The sequence below is a fragment of the Paenibacillus amylolyticus genome (assembly GCF_003719335.1).
GTDB lineage: Bacteria > Bacillota > Bacilli > Paenibacillales > Paenibacillaceae > Paenibacillus > Paenibacillus amylolyticus_D.
Window position 1 is genome coordinate 1 of sequence record NZ_RIAS01000026.1, and the last position, 19,301, is coordinate 19,301.

Annotated in this window: 19 protein-coding genes, 1 pseudogene and 1 other annotated feature; all 20 genes and pseudogenes read left to right on the forward strand. The window is 46.3% G+C overall.

The window, feature by feature from the left end:
• Positions 1–324: pseudogene (locus tag EC604_RS27800) on the forward strand (glutamate--tRNA ligase); the annotation flags it as partial.
• 529 nt (positions 325–853) lie between these two features.
• Positions 854–1,507 (forward strand): serine O-acetyltransferase, encoded by a 654-nt coding sequence (gene cysE / locus EC604_RS27805; RefSeq protein WP_090924690.1) that lies wholly within the window; start codon positions 854–856, stop codon positions 1,505–1,507.
• Between the two features lie 65 nt (positions 1,508–1,572).
• Positions 1,573–2,973, forward strand: coding sequence for a cysteine--tRNA ligase (cysS, locus tag EC604_RS27810; protein WP_123067242.1), 1,401 nt, complete (start codon positions 1,573–1,575; stop codon positions 2,971–2,973).
• Complete coding sequence (locus EC604_RS27815; RefSeq protein ID WP_240037267.1) at positions 2,970–3,491, forward strand: Mini-ribonuclease 3; 522 nt, start codon at positions 2,970–2,972, stop codon at positions 3,489–3,491. The genes cysS and EC604_RS27815 overlap by 4 nt, the downstream gene beginning before the upstream one ends.
• Before the next feature lie 52 nt (positions 3,492–3,543).
• A complete protein-coding gene (gene rlmB, locus EC604_RS27820) occupies positions 3,544–4,290 on the forward strand; it encodes a 23S rRNA (guanosine(2251)-2'-O)-methyltransferase RlmB (RefSeq protein ID WP_123067243.1) in 747 nt (248 codons plus the stop codon).
• 5 nt (positions 4,291–4,295) lie between these two features.
• Positions 4,296–4,817: an NYN domain-containing protein gene (locus EC604_RS27825; RefSeq protein WP_123067244.1), complete on the forward strand. Its 522-nt coding sequence runs from the start codon at positions 4,296–4,298 to the stop codon at positions 4,815–4,817.
• Between the two features lie 172 nt (positions 4,818–4,989).
• Positions 4,990–5,634, forward strand: a complete 645-nt coding sequence (gene sigH / locus EC604_RS27830; protein WP_024633601.1) for an RNA polymerase sporulation sigma factor SigH — start codon at positions 4,990–4,992, stop codon at positions 5,632–5,634.
• A gap of 310 nt (positions 5,635–5,944) precedes the next feature.
• Positions 5,945–6,094: a 50S ribosomal protein L33 gene (rpmG, locus tag EC604_RS27835; protein WP_072735843.1), complete on the forward strand. Its 150-nt coding sequence runs from the start codon at positions 5,945–5,947 to the stop codon at positions 6,092–6,094.
• Positions 6,095–6,115: 21 nt separating this feature from the next.
• Positions 6,116–6,307 carry a preprotein translocase subunit SecE gene (secE, locus tag EC604_RS27840; RefSeq protein ID WP_024633600.1) on the forward strand — a complete coding sequence of 64 codons (192 nt, stop codon included), beginning with the start codon at positions 6,116–6,118 and terminating at the stop codon, positions 6,305–6,307.
• Positions 6,308–6,329: 22 nt separating this feature from the next.
• Positions 6,330–6,863, forward strand: a complete 534-nt coding sequence (nusG, locus tag EC604_RS27845) for a transcription termination/antitermination protein NusG (protein WP_024633599.1) — start codon at positions 6,330–6,332, stop codon at positions 6,861–6,863.
• Between the two features lie 68 nt (positions 6,864–6,931).
• Positions 6,932–7,357, forward strand: coding sequence for a 50S ribosomal protein L11 (gene rplK, locus EC604_RS27850; RefSeq protein WP_017692062.1), 426 nt, complete (start codon positions 6,932–6,934; stop codon positions 7,355–7,357).
• 94 nt (positions 7,358–7,451) lie between these two features.
• Entirely contained in the window at positions 7,452–8,144 is a 693-nt protein-coding gene (rplA, locus tag EC604_RS27855; protein ID WP_123067245.1) for a 50S ribosomal protein L1, read from the forward strand.
• Between the two features lie 68 nt (positions 8,145–8,212).
• Positions 8,213–8,359 (forward strand) — a sequence feature (ribosomal protein L10 leader region).
• Between the two features lie 23 nt (positions 8,360–8,382).
• Positions 8,383–8,886, forward strand: a complete 504-nt coding sequence (gene rplJ, locus EC604_RS27860; protein ID WP_123067246.1) for a 50S ribosomal protein L10 — start codon at positions 8,383–8,385, stop codon at positions 8,884–8,886.
• Between the two features lie 70 nt (positions 8,887–8,956).
• Positions 8,957–9,319 carry a 50S ribosomal protein L7/L12 gene (gene rplL / locus EC604_RS27865; protein ID WP_090924684.1) on the forward strand — a complete coding sequence of 121 codons (363 nt, stop codon included), beginning with the start codon at positions 8,957–8,959 and terminating at the stop codon, positions 9,317–9,319.
• A 98-nt stretch (positions 9,320–9,417) separates the two neighbouring features.
• Positions 9,418–10,020 (forward strand): class I SAM-dependent methyltransferase, encoded by a 603-nt coding sequence (locus EC604_RS27870; RefSeq protein ID WP_123067247.1) that lies wholly within the window; start codon positions 9,418–9,420, stop codon positions 10,018–10,020.
• A 413-nt stretch (positions 10,021–10,433) separates the two neighbouring features.
• A complete protein-coding gene (gene rpoB, locus EC604_RS27875; protein ID WP_123067248.1) occupies positions 10,434–13,979 on the forward strand; it encodes a DNA-directed RNA polymerase subunit beta in 3,546 nt (1,181 codons plus the stop codon).
• Between the two features lie 113 nt (positions 13,980–14,092).
• Complete coding sequence (rpoC, locus tag EC604_RS27880; RefSeq protein ID WP_123067249.1) at positions 14,093–17,707, forward strand: DNA-directed RNA polymerase subunit beta'; 3,615 nt, start codon at positions 14,093–14,095, stop codon at positions 17,705–17,707.
• A 202-nt stretch (positions 17,708–17,909) separates the two neighbouring features.
• Complete coding sequence (locus EC604_RS27885; protein WP_090924680.1) at positions 17,910–18,158, forward strand: ribosomal L7Ae/L30e/S12e/Gadd45 family protein; 249 nt, start codon at positions 17,910–17,912, stop codon at positions 18,156–18,158.
• Positions 18,159–18,308: 150 nt separating this feature from the next.
• Positions 18,309–18,731 (forward strand): 30S ribosomal protein S12, encoded by a 423-nt coding sequence (gene rpsL / locus EC604_RS27890; RefSeq protein ID WP_017692070.1) that lies wholly within the window; start codon positions 18,309–18,311, stop codon positions 18,729–18,731.
• A gap of 86 nt (positions 18,732–18,817) precedes the next feature.
• Positions 18,818–19,288 carry a 30S ribosomal protein S7 gene (gene rpsG, locus EC604_RS27895; protein WP_123067250.1) on the forward strand — a complete coding sequence of 157 codons (471 nt, stop codon included), beginning with the start codon at positions 18,818–18,820 and terminating at the stop codon, positions 19,286–19,288.
• Positions 19,289–19,301: the final 13 nt, after the last annotated feature.

The window sequence follows — 19,301 nt, forward strand, 5'->3', positions numbered from 1 at the left end:
TCCGATATCGTAGAACTGTCGGAAGTGTTCTTCCGTTCCGAAGTTGAACTGGAAAGCGAAGGCGCTGCGGTGCTTGCTGAAGAGCAGGTTCCAACCGTATTGAAGGCATTTGCGGATAAAGTGCAGGCAAGTGACGAATTTACGCCGAGTAAAATGGCTGCATTGATCAAGGAAGTGCAGAAGGAAACAGGCTTCAAGGGCAAACAGCTCTTTATGCCAATCCGTGTTGCTTTGACTGGACAGACACATGGACGTGATCTCAATCAGACCATTGTGCTACTGGGCCGCGATACTGTCACCCAGCGTTTGCTGGCACGAGTGTAACTATCTATCCATTAGTTCAACCTATGTAATTGGATTCTGCCGGTTGTCAGTGAGAAGGCTTTTCGCTATAATAGCAACACAAGGTTGAATTGTCATAATACGTTCATATAGAACAGCAAAGACCGGGAGAAGTAAGCTGATTTGGACAGATCCAGAGAGGATGGCCCCACACATGTACAGAGATTATATCTGTTCAAATGAGTGGTGGCTGCAAGCCATCCACTGTCCAGCAGTCTGAAATGCACCCGTGAGCTGCACCGTCGAATCCGGCCCCGCTTCTATTCATAGAATAGAGGAAAACGTCAGGATAGATGGCGACGACTGGTTCCCGTTACCGAGCCGCCAGAGGGTTCATTCATTTTATTCAAGAATGAGGAATGAGCCAAGCAGAGTGGGACCGCGACTAACGCCTCTGCAGCTTCGTGCTGCAGGGGCGTTTTTTGTTTATGCGAGTGCGCAAGTATACTACCAAGGAACACGCCGTCCGGCGAACCCGGAGGACGAGAACCGGAACAAGAGGGGAACGAGCATGTTCAAAAAGATCAGATCCGATATCCAGACGGTCTTTGAAAATGATCCGGCCGCCCGGAGTTGGTTTGAAGTCGTATTTACGTATTCAGGGCTGCATGCCATATGGGCCCATCGATTTGCTCACAATCTATACAAACGAAGATGGTACTCGCTTGCCCGGTTCGTATCACAGGTTAGTCGGTTTATGACAGGGATAGAGATTCATCCTGGAGCTACGATTGGGGAACGTTTGTTCATTGACCACGGAATGGGCGTTGTTATTGGAGAAACCTGTGAGATTGGTGACGATGTCGTGATCTATCAGGGGGTAACTCTTGGCGGAACAGGGAAAGAAAAAGGAAAGAGACACCCCACGATTGGTAATAATGTGGTTATCTCATCTGGTGCAAAGGTGCTGGGATCATTTCGTGTTGGGGATCAAAGCAACATCGGAGCAAACTCCGTTGTACTGAAAGAAGTCCCTGCAAATAGCACGGTGGTAGGGATTCCAGGTAGAATCGTCAAACAGGATGGACGGAGGGTGGATCGTCTTAATCAACAATTGCCCGATCCGGTCATTGATTCATTGCGCAGCATGCAGCGCGAGATTGAACGGCTGCAGGAAGAAGTGCGAACTTTGCAAAATACGCGAGAATCTGAGAAATGCACATAACTCCATCGATCAACATAAACCATGGAATCAAGTAAAAGTAGTTTAGAACGAAAGGAAAAGTGACTATGACGCTTCAGATTTATAATACGATGAGTCGCACCAAAGAGGAGTTTGTTCCGCAAGAGCCTGGCAAAGTGAAAATGTATGTATGCGGACCAACCGTTTATGACTACATTCATATCGGCAATGCACGTCCGGTGATCTTTTTCGACACAGTTCGTGGATATCTGGAGCAGACCGGACATGAAGTGAATTATGTCGTGAACTTCACCGATGTCGATGACAAACTGATTCGCAAAGCAGAGCAACTGGGCACCGACGTTCCGCATGTGGCTGAAACATTTATTGCCGCTTATTACGCGGATCTGGAAGGACTCGGGATTCCTAAAGCCAGCAGTAATCCACGGGTAACAGAGAATATGCCGCTTATTATCGATTTTATCGGTGAACTCGTTGAAAAAGGTTTCGCATATGAAAATGGCGGTGACGTATATTATCGAACAGGAAAGTTCGAAAAATACGGTCAATTGTCGAAACAGAACCTGCAGGAGTTGCAATTCGGTATTCGGATCGGTGTAGATGAACGGAAGGAACATCCGGAAGATTTTGTGCTTTGGAAAGCGGCCAAACCAGGCGAGATTTTCTGGTCCAGCCCTTGGGGAGACGGTCGTCCAGGCTGGCATATTGAGTGCTCTGCCATGGCGAGAGAATACCTTGGCGACACGCTTGATATTCACGGGGGAGGACAGGATTTGCAGTTCCCTCACCATGAATGCGAATGCGCGCAGTCTGAGGCAATCACAGGTTCACCTTTGGCGAATTACTGGATGCATAACGGTTTTATTCGTATTGATAACGAAAAAATGTCGAAATCTCTCGGTAACGGTGTTCTGGTAAAAGATCTGCGTAATCAGTACAAACGTGAAGCGATTCGTTACTTTATGTTGTCTACCCATTATCGTAACCCGCTAAATTTCACGGAAGATACGATGGAACAGGCGCAAAACAGTGTGGATCGGATTGCGAATGCAGTAGGTAACCTGAAACATCGCCTAGGAGCTGTGTCTGTTAATCAGGAGCTTACACCGGAATTTTCAGCAAGACTAGACCAGATTCGACAGCAATATCATGAAAAAATGCAGGATGATTTTAATACACCGGATGCAATCACGGCGTTGTTCGAGTGGGCTGCGGAAGCGAACCAGTTGTTGCAGCAAGATGTGGTCAATGCCGCTGAAATTCAGGCACTGCTTGAGCTGTTCGGAGAACTCAATGCTGTGCTTCGAATCTACACGGACGTTGAACCAGAGCTTCTGGATGAGGACATTGAACGCTTGATCCAGGAGCGTGTGGAGGCACGTAAGTCGAAGAACTGGGCTCGTGCAGATGAAATTCGTGATGAACTATCTGCTCAAGGGATTCTGCTGGAGGATACCGCACAGGGAATGAGATGGCGGCGCAAATGAGTGAAGAAAAAGAGAATGTTTTGTCTGGTTCTGTCGAGCGGGGTGAACAGGCCGAGCGACGTGTAATTAATAATCAGGTTAATGAACTGGAGGGGGGATGGTTTCCTTATCCACCTTCCAGACCTGCACGATTGATTCCGCCAATCGCACTGGCTTACATCGGTGATGCGGTATATGAGGTTGCCGTGAGACAGTATCTGTTATCCAAAGCGAACATGCGTCCTAACCATCTGCACCGCAGTGCAACCAAACTGGTATCTGCCAAAGCACAAAGCCGCATACTGACAAGTATTGAGGCTGAACTGTCAGAAGAAGAGCAGGATGTGGTGCGGCAAGGGCGGAATGCCAAATCGGGCAGTGTTCCCAAAAATGCAGATGTGCTGGAGTACAGACATGCAACGGCGTTTGAATGTCTGATCGGTTATCTGTATAGCAGTAGTCAGCATGATCGCATGATTCAACTGATCGGGCTGGGCATTGAGATGGCGGAGCAAGCATCTGCATCAACGTCAAAATAGCTTCAGGGGTTGAAATATATATAATAAGCAATACAGAGAGGAACGAATGAGGATGGAAGAAGAATGGATTGCCGGTAAACACTCCGTAACGGAGGCGTTGCGATCAGGCCGGACCATTAATAAAATATGGATTGCTGATACGGCTCAGAAACATTTGACGCAACCGATTATTGCGGAAGCCAAAAAACAAGGGATTGTCATTCAGCATGTGGACAAGCGCAAGCTGGATCAGACGGTTCCTGGTATCCAACATCAAGGTGTAGTTGCTCAGGCAGCACCTTATGCCTATGCTGAGGTTGAAGATATTCTGGAAGCAGCCAAATCTAAAAATGAACATCCGTTTTTAATTTTGCTGGATGAGATTGAAGACCCTCATAATTTGGGTTCCATCTTGCGTACAGCGGATTGCACAGGAGCTCACGGCGTCATTGTTCCTAAACGGCGTTCAGCCTCTGTCACTGCAACGGTGTCTAAGACATCGGCAGGTGCAGCAGAGTATGTTCCAGTCGCTCGTGTAAGCAATCTGGCGCAGACAATTGATCGTTTGAAGGAAGAAGGCGTATGGGTTGTAGGTACGGATGTTACCGCGCGTGAAGGTGTATTTGGCAATGGGGTATTTACAGGGCCGGTTGCACTCGTCATCGGGAATGAAAATAAAGGTATGGGACGACTTATTCGCGAGAAATGCGATGTGCTGGTTAAATTGCCTATGCAAGGTCAGATTAATTCCCTGAATGCCTCTGTGGCAGCTGGTGTTGTTATGTATGAGGTGCTTCGTGCTCGCCAAGAGCAGGAATAGATGATATGGCTGATTCCCGTGATGTGCTTCTTGTAGACGGGTATAACATGATTGGCGGCTGGCCGGAATTATCCAAACTAGCCGAAAGTGGGTTGGAAGAGGCGCGGAATAGGCTACTCTTCCGGCTTGCGGACTATCAGGCTTTCTCCGGTCGCCGAGTCATTGTTGTGTTTGACGCCTACCTTGTGCCAGGACTCGGTAAATCCTTTACACAGAGCAAAGTTCAAGTTCATTTTACGAAGGAAAAAGAGACGGCAGACGAATGTATCGAGAGACTCGTTCGGGAACTAAGCATGCGAAGACGCCAAATCTATGTAGCAACCAGCGATATGGTAGAGCAACATGTCATCTTTGGACAGGGAGCACTGCGTATATCTGCCAGAGAACTGCTGATTGAAGTGGAACAAAATGAAAAAGAATTGCAACAACGGGTTGCAGAGGATCGGGCAAGATCGACACGGAATACAATCGGGGGCAAATTAAGCCCGGATGTATTAAAGCAATTTGAACGCTGGAGAAGAGGCTGACAGCGGGTTTCTTACAAATTTTACAATATTGAAACTATTGACAATTATGTTATAGCTATTCTTTTTTAGGGATGCCGTGGTTGACGGTGGGAGGTACCATCATATATACTGTTCGTATATTTCATAGAGTAGAGTAACGGGGTACCTTGCGTTGCAGCCGGAGGGATTGTCTGTGAGTGTCGACCTCAAAGATATCATGTTATCCAAGTATGATTACCAAAGTGACGAAGACATTGTCGAAGCGGTCCGTGAAGGCGAGAGCGAAGCGCTGGAGTTTTTGATCAACAAGTATCGCAACTTTGTACGCGCCAAGGCAAGATCTTATTTTTTGATCGGAGCTGACCGGGAAGATATTATTCAAGAAGGAATGATTGGCCTTTACAAATCCATTCGTGATTTCAAAGGGGACAAGCTTGCTTCTTTCAAGGCATTTGCCGAACTGTGCATTACGCGACAGATTATTACGGCGATCAAGACAGCCACACGTCAGAAGCATATTCCGCTTAATTCTTATGTATCTCTGGACAAGCCCATTTATGATGAAGAGTCTGATCGTACGTTACTCGATGTGATTTGTGGAACTCAGGTCAGTGATCCGGAAGAATTGATTATTAACCAGGAGGAGTTCGTAGGCCTGGAAGATAAAATGTCCGAGATTTTGAGTGACCTGGAACGTAAAGTACTGATGTTGTACCTTGACGGGAGATCTTATCAAGAGATTGCAGTGGATTTGGATCGTCATGTAAAATCTATCGATAATGCATTGCAGCGTGTAAAGCGCAAACTTGAAAAGTACCTGGAAGTTCGAGATAATTGAACAAAGGTTGTTGTCGTTGATGGAAAAGGCTCGGTGTTTGAGTCTTTTTTTATTGTCTGTAGTTTATATTGTTAAGGTTTGATAAATAATAGTAATCGCTCGGTTCATACTGGAGCAGTGAAAAAATCAGAGATGAGAGATACGTTGCGTTTTGTGCGGAATTAATACCCATCTACGAAAGGTTATTCTTTCGTTGACATGCTTATACCCTTGTGATAAAGTGTTTTAGGTAGGCCTATTTTACGGCTTTTTTTTCAGGATCAATTTAGAGACTCTGCTTCAATGTGGAAGTCTTCGGGAGGTGTACATCATGCGGGTAATTATTACTTTGGCTTGTACGAACTGCAAACAAAGAAATTACACTACGACAAAAAACAAGCGTAATCACCCCGACCGCATGGAGATGAAGAAATTTTGCAAGTTTTGTAACGAGCAGACTTCTCATCGCGAAACCAGATAGTTTTTTGGAGGTGTAGTCGGCGTGAAACGTAGTTTCAAATCTCTGATTTCCTTTTTCTCTGAAAGCTGGGCTGAACTTAAAAAGGTTCGCTGGCCTAATCGTAAAGAGCTGACGAACTACACGTTAATCGTACTTGGTACTGTTGTGGTTATGACGCTGTTTTTTTGGGTCGTAGATATCGGCATCTCCGCTGTGATCGAAGCGATTATTTAAGAAGGGTCCCAGGTGGCTTGATATGGAAAAAAGATGGTACGTCGTTCATACCTACTCAGGGTATGAAAATAAGGTCAAAGCCAATTTGGAAAAACGCGTAGAGTCCATGGGCATGGAAGACAAGATTTTCCGCGTTCTTGTTCCGATGGAAGAAGAAGTGGTAAACAAAGACGGTAAGAAAAAGACCGTTATGCGTAAAGTTTACCCCGGTTATGTCTTGGTCGAAATGGTTCAGACGGATGATTCTTGGTATGTTGTTCGCAATACACCAGGTGTTACCGGCTTTGTCGGTTCGACAGGTTCCGGTTCCAAACCAACAGCCTTGTTGCCAGAAGAAGTGGAACAAATTCTGAAGCACATGGGTATGGTTGAACCTAAGCCTAAAATTGAATTCGATATTAAGGAATCCGTACGCATTAAAGTCGGTCCTTTTGCGAATTTTGTGGGCTCCGTGGAAGAGATTTTGGTAGACAAGAGCAAGCTCAAGGTACACGTTAACATGTTTGGACGGGAAACACCGCTTGAGTTGGAATACACCCAAGTGGAGAAGATATAGTTTCTTCAAGTTTCTTGTGGGAGGGCTGTGAGGCCCGTTAACCACTATTTTGCAAGGAGGTGTCTATCATGGCAAAAAAGGTAATCAAAATGGTAAAACTGCAGATTCCAGCAGGTAAAGCAAATCCAGCACCACCAGTAGGTCCGGCATTGGGTCAAGCAGGTGTCAACATCATGGCATTCTGTAAAGAATTCAACGCTCGTACAGCTGATCAAGCAGGATTGATCATTCCAGTTGAAATTTCTGTATTCGAGGACCGTTCCTTTACATTCATCACTAAAACTCCACCTGCAGCAGTTCTGTTGAAAGTGGCAGCGAAAGTTGAAAAAGGATCCGGCGAGCCGAATAAGAAAAAAGTTGCTACCGTTAAACGTGATGCGGTACGTCAAATCGCGGAAACAAAAATGCCTGACCTGAATGCTGCTGACGTTGAGTCCGCAATGCGTATGGTTGAAGGTACTGCCCGCAGCATGGGTATCACCATCGAAGACTAATTTTCACACGAAACATGGCTTCGTAAAGCCGGCCGATTCGCGGCCGGTCAATGTGGGAGGTATATCCGCTAAAACCACAAAGGAGGAATAAAACATGGCTAAACACGGTAAAAAATACCTGGAAGCTGCTAAGCTGATCGACAGCGAAGCGACTTACGAGCCTTCAGAAGCTGTAGAGCTTGTGAAAAAGGCAGCTACTGCAAAATTCGATGAGACTATCGAAGCAGCAGTTCGTTTGGGTGTAGACCCTCGTAAGCAAGACCAGGCAGTACGTGGTGTTGTTGTCTTGCCACACGGTACAGGTAAAACACAACGCGTATTGGTATTTGCAAAAGGTGACAAAGCGAAAGAAGCGGAAGCGGCTGGCGCGGACTATGTTGGTGATGCAGACATGATCAACAAAATCCAACAAGGCTGGTTCGAATTCGACGTCTGCGTAGCGACACCGGATATGATGAGTGAAGTAGGTAAATTGGGCCGTCTGCTCGGCGGTAAAGGCCTGATGCCTAACCCTAAAGCCGGAACGGTAACTTTCGATGTAACTAAGGCTGTTCAAGAAATCAAAGCCGGTAAAATCGAATATCGTCTGGATCGTGCAGGTCAAATTCATGCACCGATCGGTAAAGCTTCTTTCTCTTCCGAGCAATTGAATGAGAACCTCAAAGCTCTCATGGATGCTCTGAACCGTGCTAAACCGGCGGCATCTAAAGGTGTTTATCTGAAGAACGTAAGTCTTTCTTCTACGATGGGCCCTGGCGCACGCGTGAACGCAGCAGCTTTTAGATAAAATGTTCTTGACAGGTTCGCCCTGTTCTGATATTCTATAAAAGTTGTGAGTCCGAGTGACTGACCGTTGACATTTGAATATGCTTGCCGTAGACAGTAGGTGCCCTGTGGCTTAATTTCCTACCGAGGTGTGATTATACAACTTGAACGATGCAAATCGGTTGCGAGTATATATCAAGCCTTCGTGATTCTACGGAGGCTTTTCTTAATGGGATAAATTTGATCAGGAGGTGTACAGATTGGCAAACGCAAAAGTGATTCAAGCAAAACAAGAGTCCGTTGATGTTGTAACAGCAAAATTGCGCGAAAGCGTGACAACCGTTGTTGTTGACTACCGCGGATTGAACGTTGCCCAAGCTACTGAACTGCGCAAGCAGCTTCGTGAAGCCGGAATCGAATTCCAAGTGCTGAAAAACACATTGCTTCGCCGTGCAACTGCAGCAGCAGAATTGACAGAACTCGATAGCGTTCTGACAGGTCCTACTGCGATTGCATTCAGCGGAGAAGATGCTGTAGCTCCAGCCAAAATTCTGAACGACTTCGCGAAAAAGAACGATGCACTGAAATTGAAAGGTGCTGTCGTAGAAGGTCGCGTAATTGGAGAAGAAGAAGTTAAAGCGTTGGCAGAACTGCCATCACGCGAAGGTCTCCTCTCTATGCTCCTCAGCGTGCTTCAAGCGCCAGTGCGCAACTTCGCGCTTGCGGTTAAAGCTGTTGCAGACAAAGAAGAACAAGGCGCATAAGCTACTTGATCTGAATACTGCCTAACAGTAATGGAATACAAAAAATAAAATTATATATGGAGGTTCAATCATGAGTAAAGAGCAAATCTTGGAAGCAATCAAAGGCATGACTGTACTGGAACTGAACGATCTTGTTAAAGCAATCGAAGAAGAATTCGGCGTAACTGCTGCAGCTCCAGTAGCTGCTGTAGGTGGCGGCGCTGCTGCAGCTGAAGCTGAGCAATCCGAGTTCGACGTAATCTTGGCAAGCGCTGGCGCTTCCAAAATCAACGTTATCAAAGCAGTTCGCGAAATCACTGGTCTTGGCTTGAAAGAAGCTAAAGAAGTAGTTGACAACGCTCCAAAAGCATTGAAAGAAAAAGTTTCTAAAGAAGAAGCAGAAACAATCAAAGCTAAGCTTGAAGAAGCTGGCGCTACAATCGAAGTTAAATAATTTAGCTTATCCAAGCTGAATGAATAAAACAACAAACCCCTTGACTTATATCAAGGGGTTTGTTGCTGTAAATGTAACTGTGGAAAGTGAGTGAGTGCATGTCCAATCATTATTATTCGGACAAACCACAAGTAGCACATGATCGCAAGGCTGCGGAAACGGTACTTCGCGGAATGAGTCTGCGATTGGTGACGGATGCTGGTGTTTTTTCCAAAAATGGAATCGATTATGGCAGCAGGGTATTGATTGATGCGATGGAACTGCCGTCAGGCGCTCATGTTCTCGATGTGGGATGTGGTTACGGGCCAATCGGGCTTACAGCGGCAAAACTTGTACCGGATGGGCATGTCACCATGATCGACATCAACGAAAGAGCGATTGAGCTTTCCAAAGAAAATGCCAGAGGGAATGGCATTGCCAATGTTACTATACTGCAGAGCAATCTACTGACTGAAGTAAAGCAGCAGGATTTCGATGTGATCTTAACTAATCCTCCAATTCGAGCTGGCAAAGAAACGGTTCACACGATCTTTGAGCAGGCGTATGACCATTTGAAGGTAGGCGGATCGTTATGGATTGTTATTCAAAAGAAACAAGGTGCACCTTCTGCGAAAGCGAAGTTGGAATCGTTGTTTACACGAGTGGAAGAAGTGACGAAGGATAAGGGCTACCGAATTTTCAAAGCGGTGAAAGAAGAGTAGAGGAACTGTGAGAGGTTCATTCGAATTTGTAAAGTAAGCAGGGGATCATTTTTTTTGCAATAGGACTATTGACTTGAAATTCAAGCCGTGGTATAGTTGTAAAATGTCAGTATTAAGATGCCCTACTTGGCTTTAGCTAACTAAAAATGTCAACCTTTTTTTACGCCGAACCGGGCTTATTATGCCTATGTTTGGCGTATAATATGTACATTTTGGGCAAACTGGGGATAAGAATGATTTGGAAAGACATCCGCCGATCAAAGTTGCTCTTTTATCGAACGACATTTCGAGTAAGGGCTTTTCTTTATTTGCGGGTGCATTGCTTTGCTCTGTATGTGTACCATTATAAGGTTACAAACAGAGGTTCGCAACGAAATTTTTAAAGTGAGTAGACATTGAGGGGTGAGTTTAAGTTGGCAGGACATCTTGTTCAATATGGTCGACGCACTCGGCGCAGTTATGCACGAATTAACGAGATACTCGAAGTTCCGAACCTGATTGAAATCCAACAAAAATCGTATGATTGGTTTTTGGAGGAAGGGTTGCGCGAAATGTTCCAGGATATCTCGCCGATCCAGGATTTTACAGGTAACTTGATTTTGGAATTTATCGATTACAGTCTCGGAGAACCGAAGTATACAGTAGACGACGCGAAAGAGCGTGACGTTACTTATGCAGCACCACTTCGGGTGAAAGTCCGGCTCATTAATAAGGAAACCGGAGAAGTCAAAGAGCAGGAAGTATTCATGGGAGATTTCCCGCTGATGACCAGCACCGGCACATTTATTATTAATGGTGCTGAACGGGTTATTGTCAGCCAGTTGGTTCGCTCTCCTAGCGTTTACTTCAGTACCAAAGTAGATAAGAACGCGAAAAAAACGTATACCGCTACAGTAATTCCTAACCGCGGCGCTTGGTTGGAGCTGGAGATGGACGCGAAGGATGTTGTTTATGTCCGGATCGACCGTACACGTAAAATTCCGGTTACGGTTCTCCTGCGTTCCCTTGGTTTTGGCACAGACGCTGAGATTCTGGATTTGCTCGGTAATGACGAATATATCCGTAACACACTGGACAAAGACAACACGGATTCCACCGAGAAAGCTCTCATCGAGATCTATGAGCGCCTTCGTCCAGGCGAGCCACCAACGCTGGATAACGCGAAAAGCTTGCTCGTTGCACGTTTCTTTGATCCAAAACGTTATGACCTTGCAAACGTAGGTCGTTACAAAATCAACAAAAAACTTCACATCAAAAACCGTTTGTTTAATCAGCGTTTGGCTGAGTCTTTGATCGACGCTGAAACAGGCGAAATCATTGCAGAAGCAGGTCAAATGGTAGACCGTCGTTTGCTCGACGAAATCATGCCTTACCTGGAGAAAAGCGTCGGCTTCCGCACATATCACGTGGGCAACGGCGTTTTGGATGCCAATGATATCCCGATGCAAACCATTGATGTGTTTTCACCAATTGAAGATGGTAAAGTGGTTAAGCTGATTGCCAATGGCGACATTGACAAGTCCGTGAAAAACATCACGCCAGCGGATATCATCTCTTCCATCAGTTACTTCCTGAACTTGTTGCACGGCATCGGAAGCACGGATGATATCGACCACCTGGGTAACCGTCGTCTGCGTTCTGTGGGTGAACTTTTGCAAAACCAGTTCCGTATCGGTCTATCCCGTATGGAGCGTGTGGTTCGTGAAAGAATGTCCATCCAGGATGCAAATGTCATTACACCACAGGCATTGATCAACATCCGTCCGGTAATCGCATCGATTAAAGAGTTCTTCGGTAGCTCCCAATTGTCACAGTTTATGGATCAAACGAACCCACTGGGCGAGTTGACGCATAAACGTCGTCTGTCCGCACTCGGACCGGGCGGTTTGACTCGTGAGCGTGCCGGCATGGAAGTCCGTGACGTCCATCCATCCCACTATGGACGGATGTGCCCGATCGAGACACCAGAGGGACCAAACATCGGTTTGATCAACTCCTTGTCGACGTTTGCGCGTGTGAACGAATATGGCTTCATTGAAGCTCCATATCGTTGGGTTGATCCGAAGACGGGTGTTGTCACTGAGCAAATTGATTACCTGACAGCAGACGAAGAGGACAACTATGTTATCGCTCAGGCGAATGCGAAGCTGAACGAAGATAGCACTTTTGCAGAAGACGCGATCATTGTACGTTACAACAAACAGTCGGATAACATCCTTACGATGCCGAGTGAACGAGTGGACTACATGGACGTATCACCTAAGCAGGTTGTATCGGTCGCTACAGCGCTCATTCCGTTCCTTGAGAACGATGACTCCAACCGTGCCCTCATGGGATCAAACATGCAACGGCAGGCGGTTCCACTCTTGATTCCTAAAGCTCCGCTTGTAGGAACAGGTATGGAGCACAAAGCTGCGAAAGACTCCGGTGTATGTATTGTTGCCGATTATGACGGAATTATTGAACGTTCCTCCGCGAACGAGATCTGGCTTCGTCGTGTTGAAGAGGTAGACGGTCAAGAAGTCAAAGGCGATATCGTTAAATATAAATTACACAAATTTATGCGTTCGAACCAAGGAACATGCATCAACCAACGTCCGATCGTAAAAAGAGGCGCTGCTGTTAAAGCTGGCGACATCCTTGCTGACGGTCCTTCGACGGAAATGGGTGAACTTGCTCTTGGGCGCAACGTAGTAGTTGCCTTCATGACATGGGAAGGTTACAACTATGAGGATGCGATCCTACTCAGCGAAAAACTCGTTAAAGAAGATGTATACACATCCATCCACATCGAGGAATATGAGTCGGAAGCTCGTGATACCAAGCTCGGACCAGAAGAGATCACACGTGATATCCCTAACGTTGGGGAAGAAGCGTTGCGTAATCTGGATGAGCGCGGTATTATCCGCATCGGTGCTGAAATTGCTGCTGGCGACATTCTCGTTGGTAAAGTTACACCAAAAGGCGTAACCGAACTGACTGCAGAAGAACGTCTCTTGCATGCAATCTTTGGTGAAAAAGCACGTGAAGTACGTGATACATCCTTGCGTGTACCTCACGGTACCGATGGTATCGTCGTTGACGTGAAAGTATTTACCCGTGAAAACGGAGATGAACTGCCACCAGGTGTGAACCAGCTCGTTCGTGTTTATATTGCCCAAAAACGGAAAATTTCCGAGGGTGATAAGATGGCCGGACGTCATGGTAACAAAGGGGTCGTGGCCCGCATCTTGCCAGAAGAGGATATGCCTTTCCTGCCAGACGGTACACCGGTTCAAATCGTCCTTAACCCACTGGGCGTACCTTCCCGTATGAACATCGGTCAAGTGCTTGAAGTTCACTTGGGTATGGCAGCAATGCAGCTGGGTATCCACGTAGCAACACCTGTATTCGACGGTGCGAAGGAGTATGACGTCTTCGATACAATGGAAGAAGCAGGTATGCAACGTAACGGTAAAACCGTCCTGTATGATGGCCGTACTGGTGAAGAGTTTGAACGTGAAGTTACCGTTGGTGTCATGCACATGATCAAACTGGCACACATGGTTGACGATAAAATCCATGCCCGTTCCACAGGTCCTTACTCACTTGTTACGCAACAGCCGCTGGGTGGTAAAGCCCAATTTGGTGGACAGCGTTTCGGAGAGATGGAAGTATGGGCGCTTGAGGCATATGGTGCCGCTTATACTCTGCAAGAAATCTTGACGGTTAAATCCGATGACGTTGTTGGTCGGGTGAAAACGTACGAGTCCATTGTCAAAGGTGAGAACGTACCGGAACCAGGTGTTCCTGAGTCGTTCAAAGTATTGATCAAAGAGCTGCAAAGCTTGGGTATGGACGTTAAGATTTTGAGTGAAGATGAGCAAGAGATTGAAATGAAAGAAATGGACGATGAAGATGACGCTGCGAGCGATAAGCTCAGCCTCAACCTTGAGGGTACAGAGGTCGGAGCGGAATAATCGCTTCGGGCGCATGATGACCGGCGTTTTTCATCAGGCTCACGTTTTGCTCCGGCTTCGGCTGGAGCAAGCGTAACCTAGAATACAGGAATTAGGTTAAGGAGGGTTGCTCCTTGTTGGACGTCAACAATTTCGAATACATGAAGATCGGGCTTGCTTCCCCAGAGAAAATTCGTTCTTGGTCCCGCGGAGAAGTGAAAAAACCGGAAACGATCAACTATCGTACGTTGAAACCGGAAAAAGAAGGGCTGTTCTGCGAAAAGATTTTTGGCCCTACAAAAGACTGGGAATGTCATTGCGGTAAATACAAACGCGTTCGTTATAAAGGCGTTGTCTGTGATCGCTGTGGCGTTGAAGTAACACGTGCGAAAGTCCGTCGTGAACGGATGGGCCATATTGAGCTTGCTGCTCCGGTATCGCATATCTGGTACTTCAAAGGTATTCCGAGCCGTATGGGTCTCGCATTGGATATGTCTCCAAGATCTCTCGAAGAGATCATTTATTTTGCATCATATGTAGTAACTGATCCAGGAGAAACTCCACTGGAGAAAAAACAGCTGTTGTCCGAGAAGGAATATCGCAGCTACCGTGAAAAATACGGATACGGCTTCCAAGCCGGCATGGGTGCAGAAGCAGTTAAAAAATTGCTTCAAGACCTTGATGTAGAGAAAGAGCTTGAATTCCTGAAGGAAGAGCTCCGCACTGCACAAGGACAACGTCGTAACCGTGCAATTAAACGTTTGGAAGTAATCGAAGCATTCCGCAACTCTGGCAACAACCCAGAGTGGATGATCATGGATGTACTTCCTGTCATTCCGCCGGAACTTCGTCCGATGGTACAACTGGATGGTGGACGTTTTGCTACGTCTGACTTGAACGACCTGTACCGCCGTGTAATTAACCGGAACAACCGTCTGAAACGTCTGCTTGACCTGGGCGCGCCAGATATCATCGTGCAAAACGAAAAACGGATGTTGCAGGAAGCAGTTGACGCTTTGATCGATAACGGTCGTCGTGGACGTCCTGTTACAGGTCCGGGTAACCGTCCTTTGAAATCTCTCAGCCACATGCTGAAAGGTAAACAAGGACGTTTCCGTCAAAACTTGCTCGGTAAACGTGTTGACTACTCCGGCCGTTCCGTTATCGTTGTCGGACCTTACCTGAAAATGTATCAGTGCGGTCTGCCTAAAGACATGGCACTGGAACTGTTCAAGCCTTTTGTGATGAAAGAGCTTGTGAATAAAGGGCTAGCCCACAACATCAAAAGCGCAAAACGTAAAGTTGAGCGTGTAAGTCCTGAAGTATGGGATGTTCTTGAAGAAGTAATTAAGGAGCATCCAGTTCTCCTGAACCGTGCCCCTACGCTTCACCGTCTCGGTATTCAGGCGTTTGAACCGATTCTGGTTGAAGGTAAAGCGATTCGTCTTCACCCGCTCGTATGTACGGCATACAATGCCGACTTTGACGGTGACCAAATGGCCGTGCACGTTCCATTGTCCGCTGAAGCTCAAGCGGAAGCACGTATCCTGATGCTTGCATCAGGTAACATTTTGAACCCGAAAGACGGCAAACCGGTTGTAACTCCTTCCCAGGATATGGTTCTTGGTTCGTACTATCTAACGATGGACAACAAAGAAGAGAAGGGTACAGGTATGGTTCTGCGTACAGTCAATGAGGCTGTATCTGCATACCAACGGGGTACTGCTGGACTGCATGCGCGTGTCGCTATTCCGGTTAGAGCACTTGGTAAAACAAGCTTCACGGAAGAGCAACAAAAAGGTATGTTGTTGACAACGGTCGGCAAAATTATCTTTAATGAAATTTTCCCGGCAAGCTTCCCTTATATCAATGATGCGACTCGCGCAAACCTGTATCAAGGTACAGCGGATCATTCATTTGTTTATGAGAAAGGTGCTGACTTGAGAGAAGCTATTATGAATGCTCCTCAAGCTGGCGGTGTCGGCAAAGAATACCTCGGTTCCATCATCGCTCGTTGTTTTGAAATTTATCATACAACCGAAACTGCGGTTATTTTGGATAAGATCAAACAACTTGGATTCACGTACTCGACGCGTGCTGGTATTACCGTAGCCGTGTCCGACGTTGTCGTTCCACCTGAGAAATTTGAAATCCTCAGACAGTCCGAAGATAAAGCTCAGATCGTTACAAACCAGTATCGTCGTGGTTTGATTACGAATGAAGAGCGCTATGACCGTATCATTGATATCTGGTCAAAATCTAAAGACGACATCACGGATATCCTGATGAAATCCATGGATCGCTACAACTCGATTATGATGATGGTTGACTCCAAAGCACGGGGTAACAAATCACAAATCACTCAATTGGGTGGTATGCGTGGTCTGATGGCCAACCCGTCTGGTCGTATTATCGAACTCCCAATCAAATCGAACTTCCGTGAAGGACTGACAGTACTCGAGTACTTTATTTCCACTCACGGTGCGCGTAAAGGTCTCGCGGATACAGCCCTGCGTACAGCCGACTCAGGTTATCTGACTCGTCGTCTCGTAGACGTAGCCCAAGACGTAATTGTGCGTGAAGACGATTGTGGTACAGATAAAGGCTTTACAGTTAGTCGTATCCAGGATGGTAAAGAGGTTATTGAAGATCTCTACGACCGTATTGAAGGCAGATACTGCTTCGAAACTGTCCGTCATCCGGAAACAAAAGAAATTATCGCTGGCCGCAATGAGTTGATCGACTCTGACAAAGCAGAAGCGATTATCAAAGCTGGCGTAACTAAATTGCAAATCCGTTCCGTTCTCAGCTGCCGTGCAAGTCATGGTGTCTGCAAGAAGTGTTATGGTCGCAACCTTGCGACAGGTAAACACGTGGAAATTGGTGAAGCGGTTGGTATCATTGCTGCACAATCCATTGGTGAGCCAGGAACACAGCTTACAATGCGTACGTTCCATACCGGCGGTGTAGCCGGAGACGACATCACGCAAGGTTTGCCGCGTATTCAGGAGTTGTTTGAGGCCCGTAATCCTAAAGGTCAAGCAACGATCAGTGAGATTGACGGTGTGGTTAAAGAGATTCGCGAAGCGAAAGATCGTCGTGAAATCGAAATTCAAGGCGAAGCAGAATCCAAAGTGTACTCTGTTACTTACGGTTCCCGTGTCCGCGTAAGCGAAGGCATGGAAATTGAAGCGGGTGACGAGTTGACAGACGGTTCTATCGACCCGAAAGAAATGTTGCGCATTAAAGGCGTACGTGGCGTACAGAACTACATTTTGCAGGAAGTACAGCGCGTATACCGTAACCAGGGCGTAGAAATCAATGACAAACACGTTGAAGTTATGATCCGTCAAATGTTGCGTAAAATCCGTATCGTTGATGCGGGAGATACAACGCTGTTGCCGGGATCATTTGTAGATACGCATGAGTATGAAAGAGCGAACAAAATTGCGATTCTGAGTGATAAAGAGCCTGCGGTTGCAAAACCAATCTTGCTCGGTATTACAAAAGCATCCCTTGAAACAGACTCCTTCCTCTCTGCGGCATCGTTCCAAGAGACAACACGTGTACTGACAGATGCAGCGATCAAAGGTAAAGTCGATCAGTTGCTCGGTCTAAAGGAAAATGTTATCATCGGTAAGTTGATCCCTGCTGGTACGGGTATGAACCGTTACCGCAGTATCAAATTTGCTGAGCCTGAAGATGGCCAATCTTCTGTAGAAGAATTGGAGCCAGTTTCGGTAGACTAAGATAGATTTCCTCTTTCTTAGGAATTAAAGAATGTGTATGTCAGGAAGCGACGTTTGTAATATCCAAGCGGACGAATCCTGATGTACACAAACTTTATAAAAACTTTTTGAAATAACATTGACAAATGCTTGCGCTAGATGATAATATATCAAAGGTGCGTGGGCAGCTGATTGTAATTGGTCCTATTCGGAGGAATGTATGATGTCTAATGAAAAAGGCTTGCAAGATGCTCATGTCAAGATTGGTACCAAACAGACCATGCGGACAGTGCAGACAGGGATGGCTTCAGAAGTCTATGTCGCAGAAGATAGTGATCCGCAGCTCACTTCCAAAATCATTGCTTTGTGTGAACAACACAATGTGAAGTACACGAAAGTGGACACTATGAAAAATCTCGGCAAAGCGTGCGGGATTGGAGTGGGAGCAGCGATGGCTGCTGTCGTAAAATGATACGGTAAGGAACGTTTTTGTCCGAGAACATTTAAGGATTCTCCAAGGCAAAAACTTTTCATTTGTCTTTTTATGAACCGCCTGGGTCTGTGGGCTTAGATAAAGGTTTGTAAAGAAACATTAATAATTGAGGAAGGGGGTGGCAATCACATGCCAACTATTAACCAACTGGTTCGTAAAGGACGTCAAGCTAAAGTTGAAAAGTCAAAATCACCAGCTTTGCAAAAAGGGTTCAACGCTTTGAAACGTGAATCCACTAACATCAGTGCCCCACAAAAACGTGGTGTCTGCACTCGTGTAGGTACAATGACGCCTCGTAAACCGAACTCTGCACTTCGTAAATATGCCCGTGTTCGTTTGACGAACCGTCTCGAGGTAACTGCTTATATCCCGGGAATTGGACATAACCTTCAAGAGCACAGTGTGGTATTGATCCGTGGAGGTAAAGTAAAAGACCTTGCAGGGGTTCGTTATCACATCGTTCGTGGAGCTCTCGATACTGCAGGTGTTAACAACCGTATGCAAGCTCGTTCTAAATACGGCGCGAAACGTCCAAAAGCTAAAAAAGCCTAATTATGATAAGCAGATTGCCTGAAAGCCTTCTGGCTTAGGTCTAGAAGGTACAGGAACTGCTGAACAAGAAAGAAAGGGGGATATCCATGCCACGCAAAGGTCCAGTTACGAAAAGAGACGTGTTGCCAGATCCGGTATACAACTCCAAGTTGGTTACTCGTTTGATCAACCGCATCATGCTCGACGGAAAACGCGGTGTTGCTCAAAGTATTCTGTATAATGCGTTCAAGTTGATTCAAGAACGTACGGGTAATGACCCGATGGAAGTATTTGAAGCAGCAATTAAAAATATCATGCCAGTCCTGGAAGTTAAAGCTCGCCGTGTCGGCGGTTCCAACTACCAAGTACCAATCGAGGTAAAACCAGAGAGACGTACTTCTTTGGGATTACGTTGGCTCGTGAACTACTCCCGCAACCGCGGTGAGAAAACAATGGAAGAGCGTTTGGCGGCTGAGATCATCGACGCTTCCAACAACACAGGCGCTTCCGTTAAAAAACGTGAAGATACGCACAAAATGGCTGAAGCGAACAAAGCGTTTGCTCACTACCGTTGGTAGGATTCAGTTCACA

Bases quoted from the DNA above. Each gene is read 5' to 3' on its own strand.
- cysE (WP_090924690.1), top strand. From the start codon at position 854: ATGTTCAAAAAGATCAGATCCGATATCCAGACGGTCTTTGAAAATGAT.
- cysS (WP_123067242.1), top strand. From the start codon at position 1,573: ATGACGCTTCAGATTTATAATACGATGAGTCGCACCAAAGAGGAGTTT.
- EC604_RS27815 (WP_240037267.1), top strand. From the start codon at position 2,970: ATGAGTGAAGAAAAAGAGAATGTTTTGTCTGGTTCTGTCGAGCGGGGT.
- rlmB (WP_123067243.1), top strand. From the start codon at position 3,544: ATGGAAGAAGAATGGATTGCCGGTAAACACTCCGTAACGGAGGCGTTG.
- EC604_RS27825 (WP_123067244.1), top strand. From the start codon at position 4,296: ATGGCTGATTCCCGTGATGTGCTTCTTGTAGACGGGTATAACATGATT.
- rpmG (WP_072735843.1), top strand. From the start codon at position 5,945: ATGCGGGTAATTATTACTTTGGCTTGTACGAACTGCAAACAAAGAAAT.
- nusG (WP_024633599.1), top strand. From the start codon at position 6,330: ATGGAAAAAAGATGGTACGTCGTTCATACCTACTCAGGGTATGAAAAT.
- rplK (WP_017692062.1), top strand. From the start codon at position 6,932: ATGGCAAAAAAGGTAATCAAAATGGTAAAACTGCAGATTCCAGCAGGT.
- rplA (WP_123067245.1), top strand. From the start codon at position 7,452: ATGGCTAAACACGGTAAAAAATACCTGGAAGCTGCTAAGCTGATCGAC.
- rplL (WP_090924684.1), top strand. From the start codon at position 8,957: ATGAGTAAAGAGCAAATCTTGGAAGCAATCAAAGGCATGACTGTACTG.
- EC604_RS27870 (WP_123067247.1), top strand. From the start codon at position 9,418: ATGTCCAATCATTATTATTCGGACAAACCACAAGTAGCACATGATCGC.
- EC604_RS27885 (WP_090924680.1), top strand. From the start codon at position 17,910: ATGTCTAATGAAAAAGGCTTGCAAGATGCTCATGTCAAGATTGGTACC.
- rpsL (WP_017692070.1), top strand. From the start codon at position 18,309: ATGCCAACTATTAACCAACTGGTTCGTAAAGGACGTCAAGCTAAAGTT.
- rpsG (WP_123067250.1), top strand. From the start codon at position 18,818: ATGCCACGCAAAGGTCCAGTTACGAAAAGAGACGTGTTGCCAGATCCG.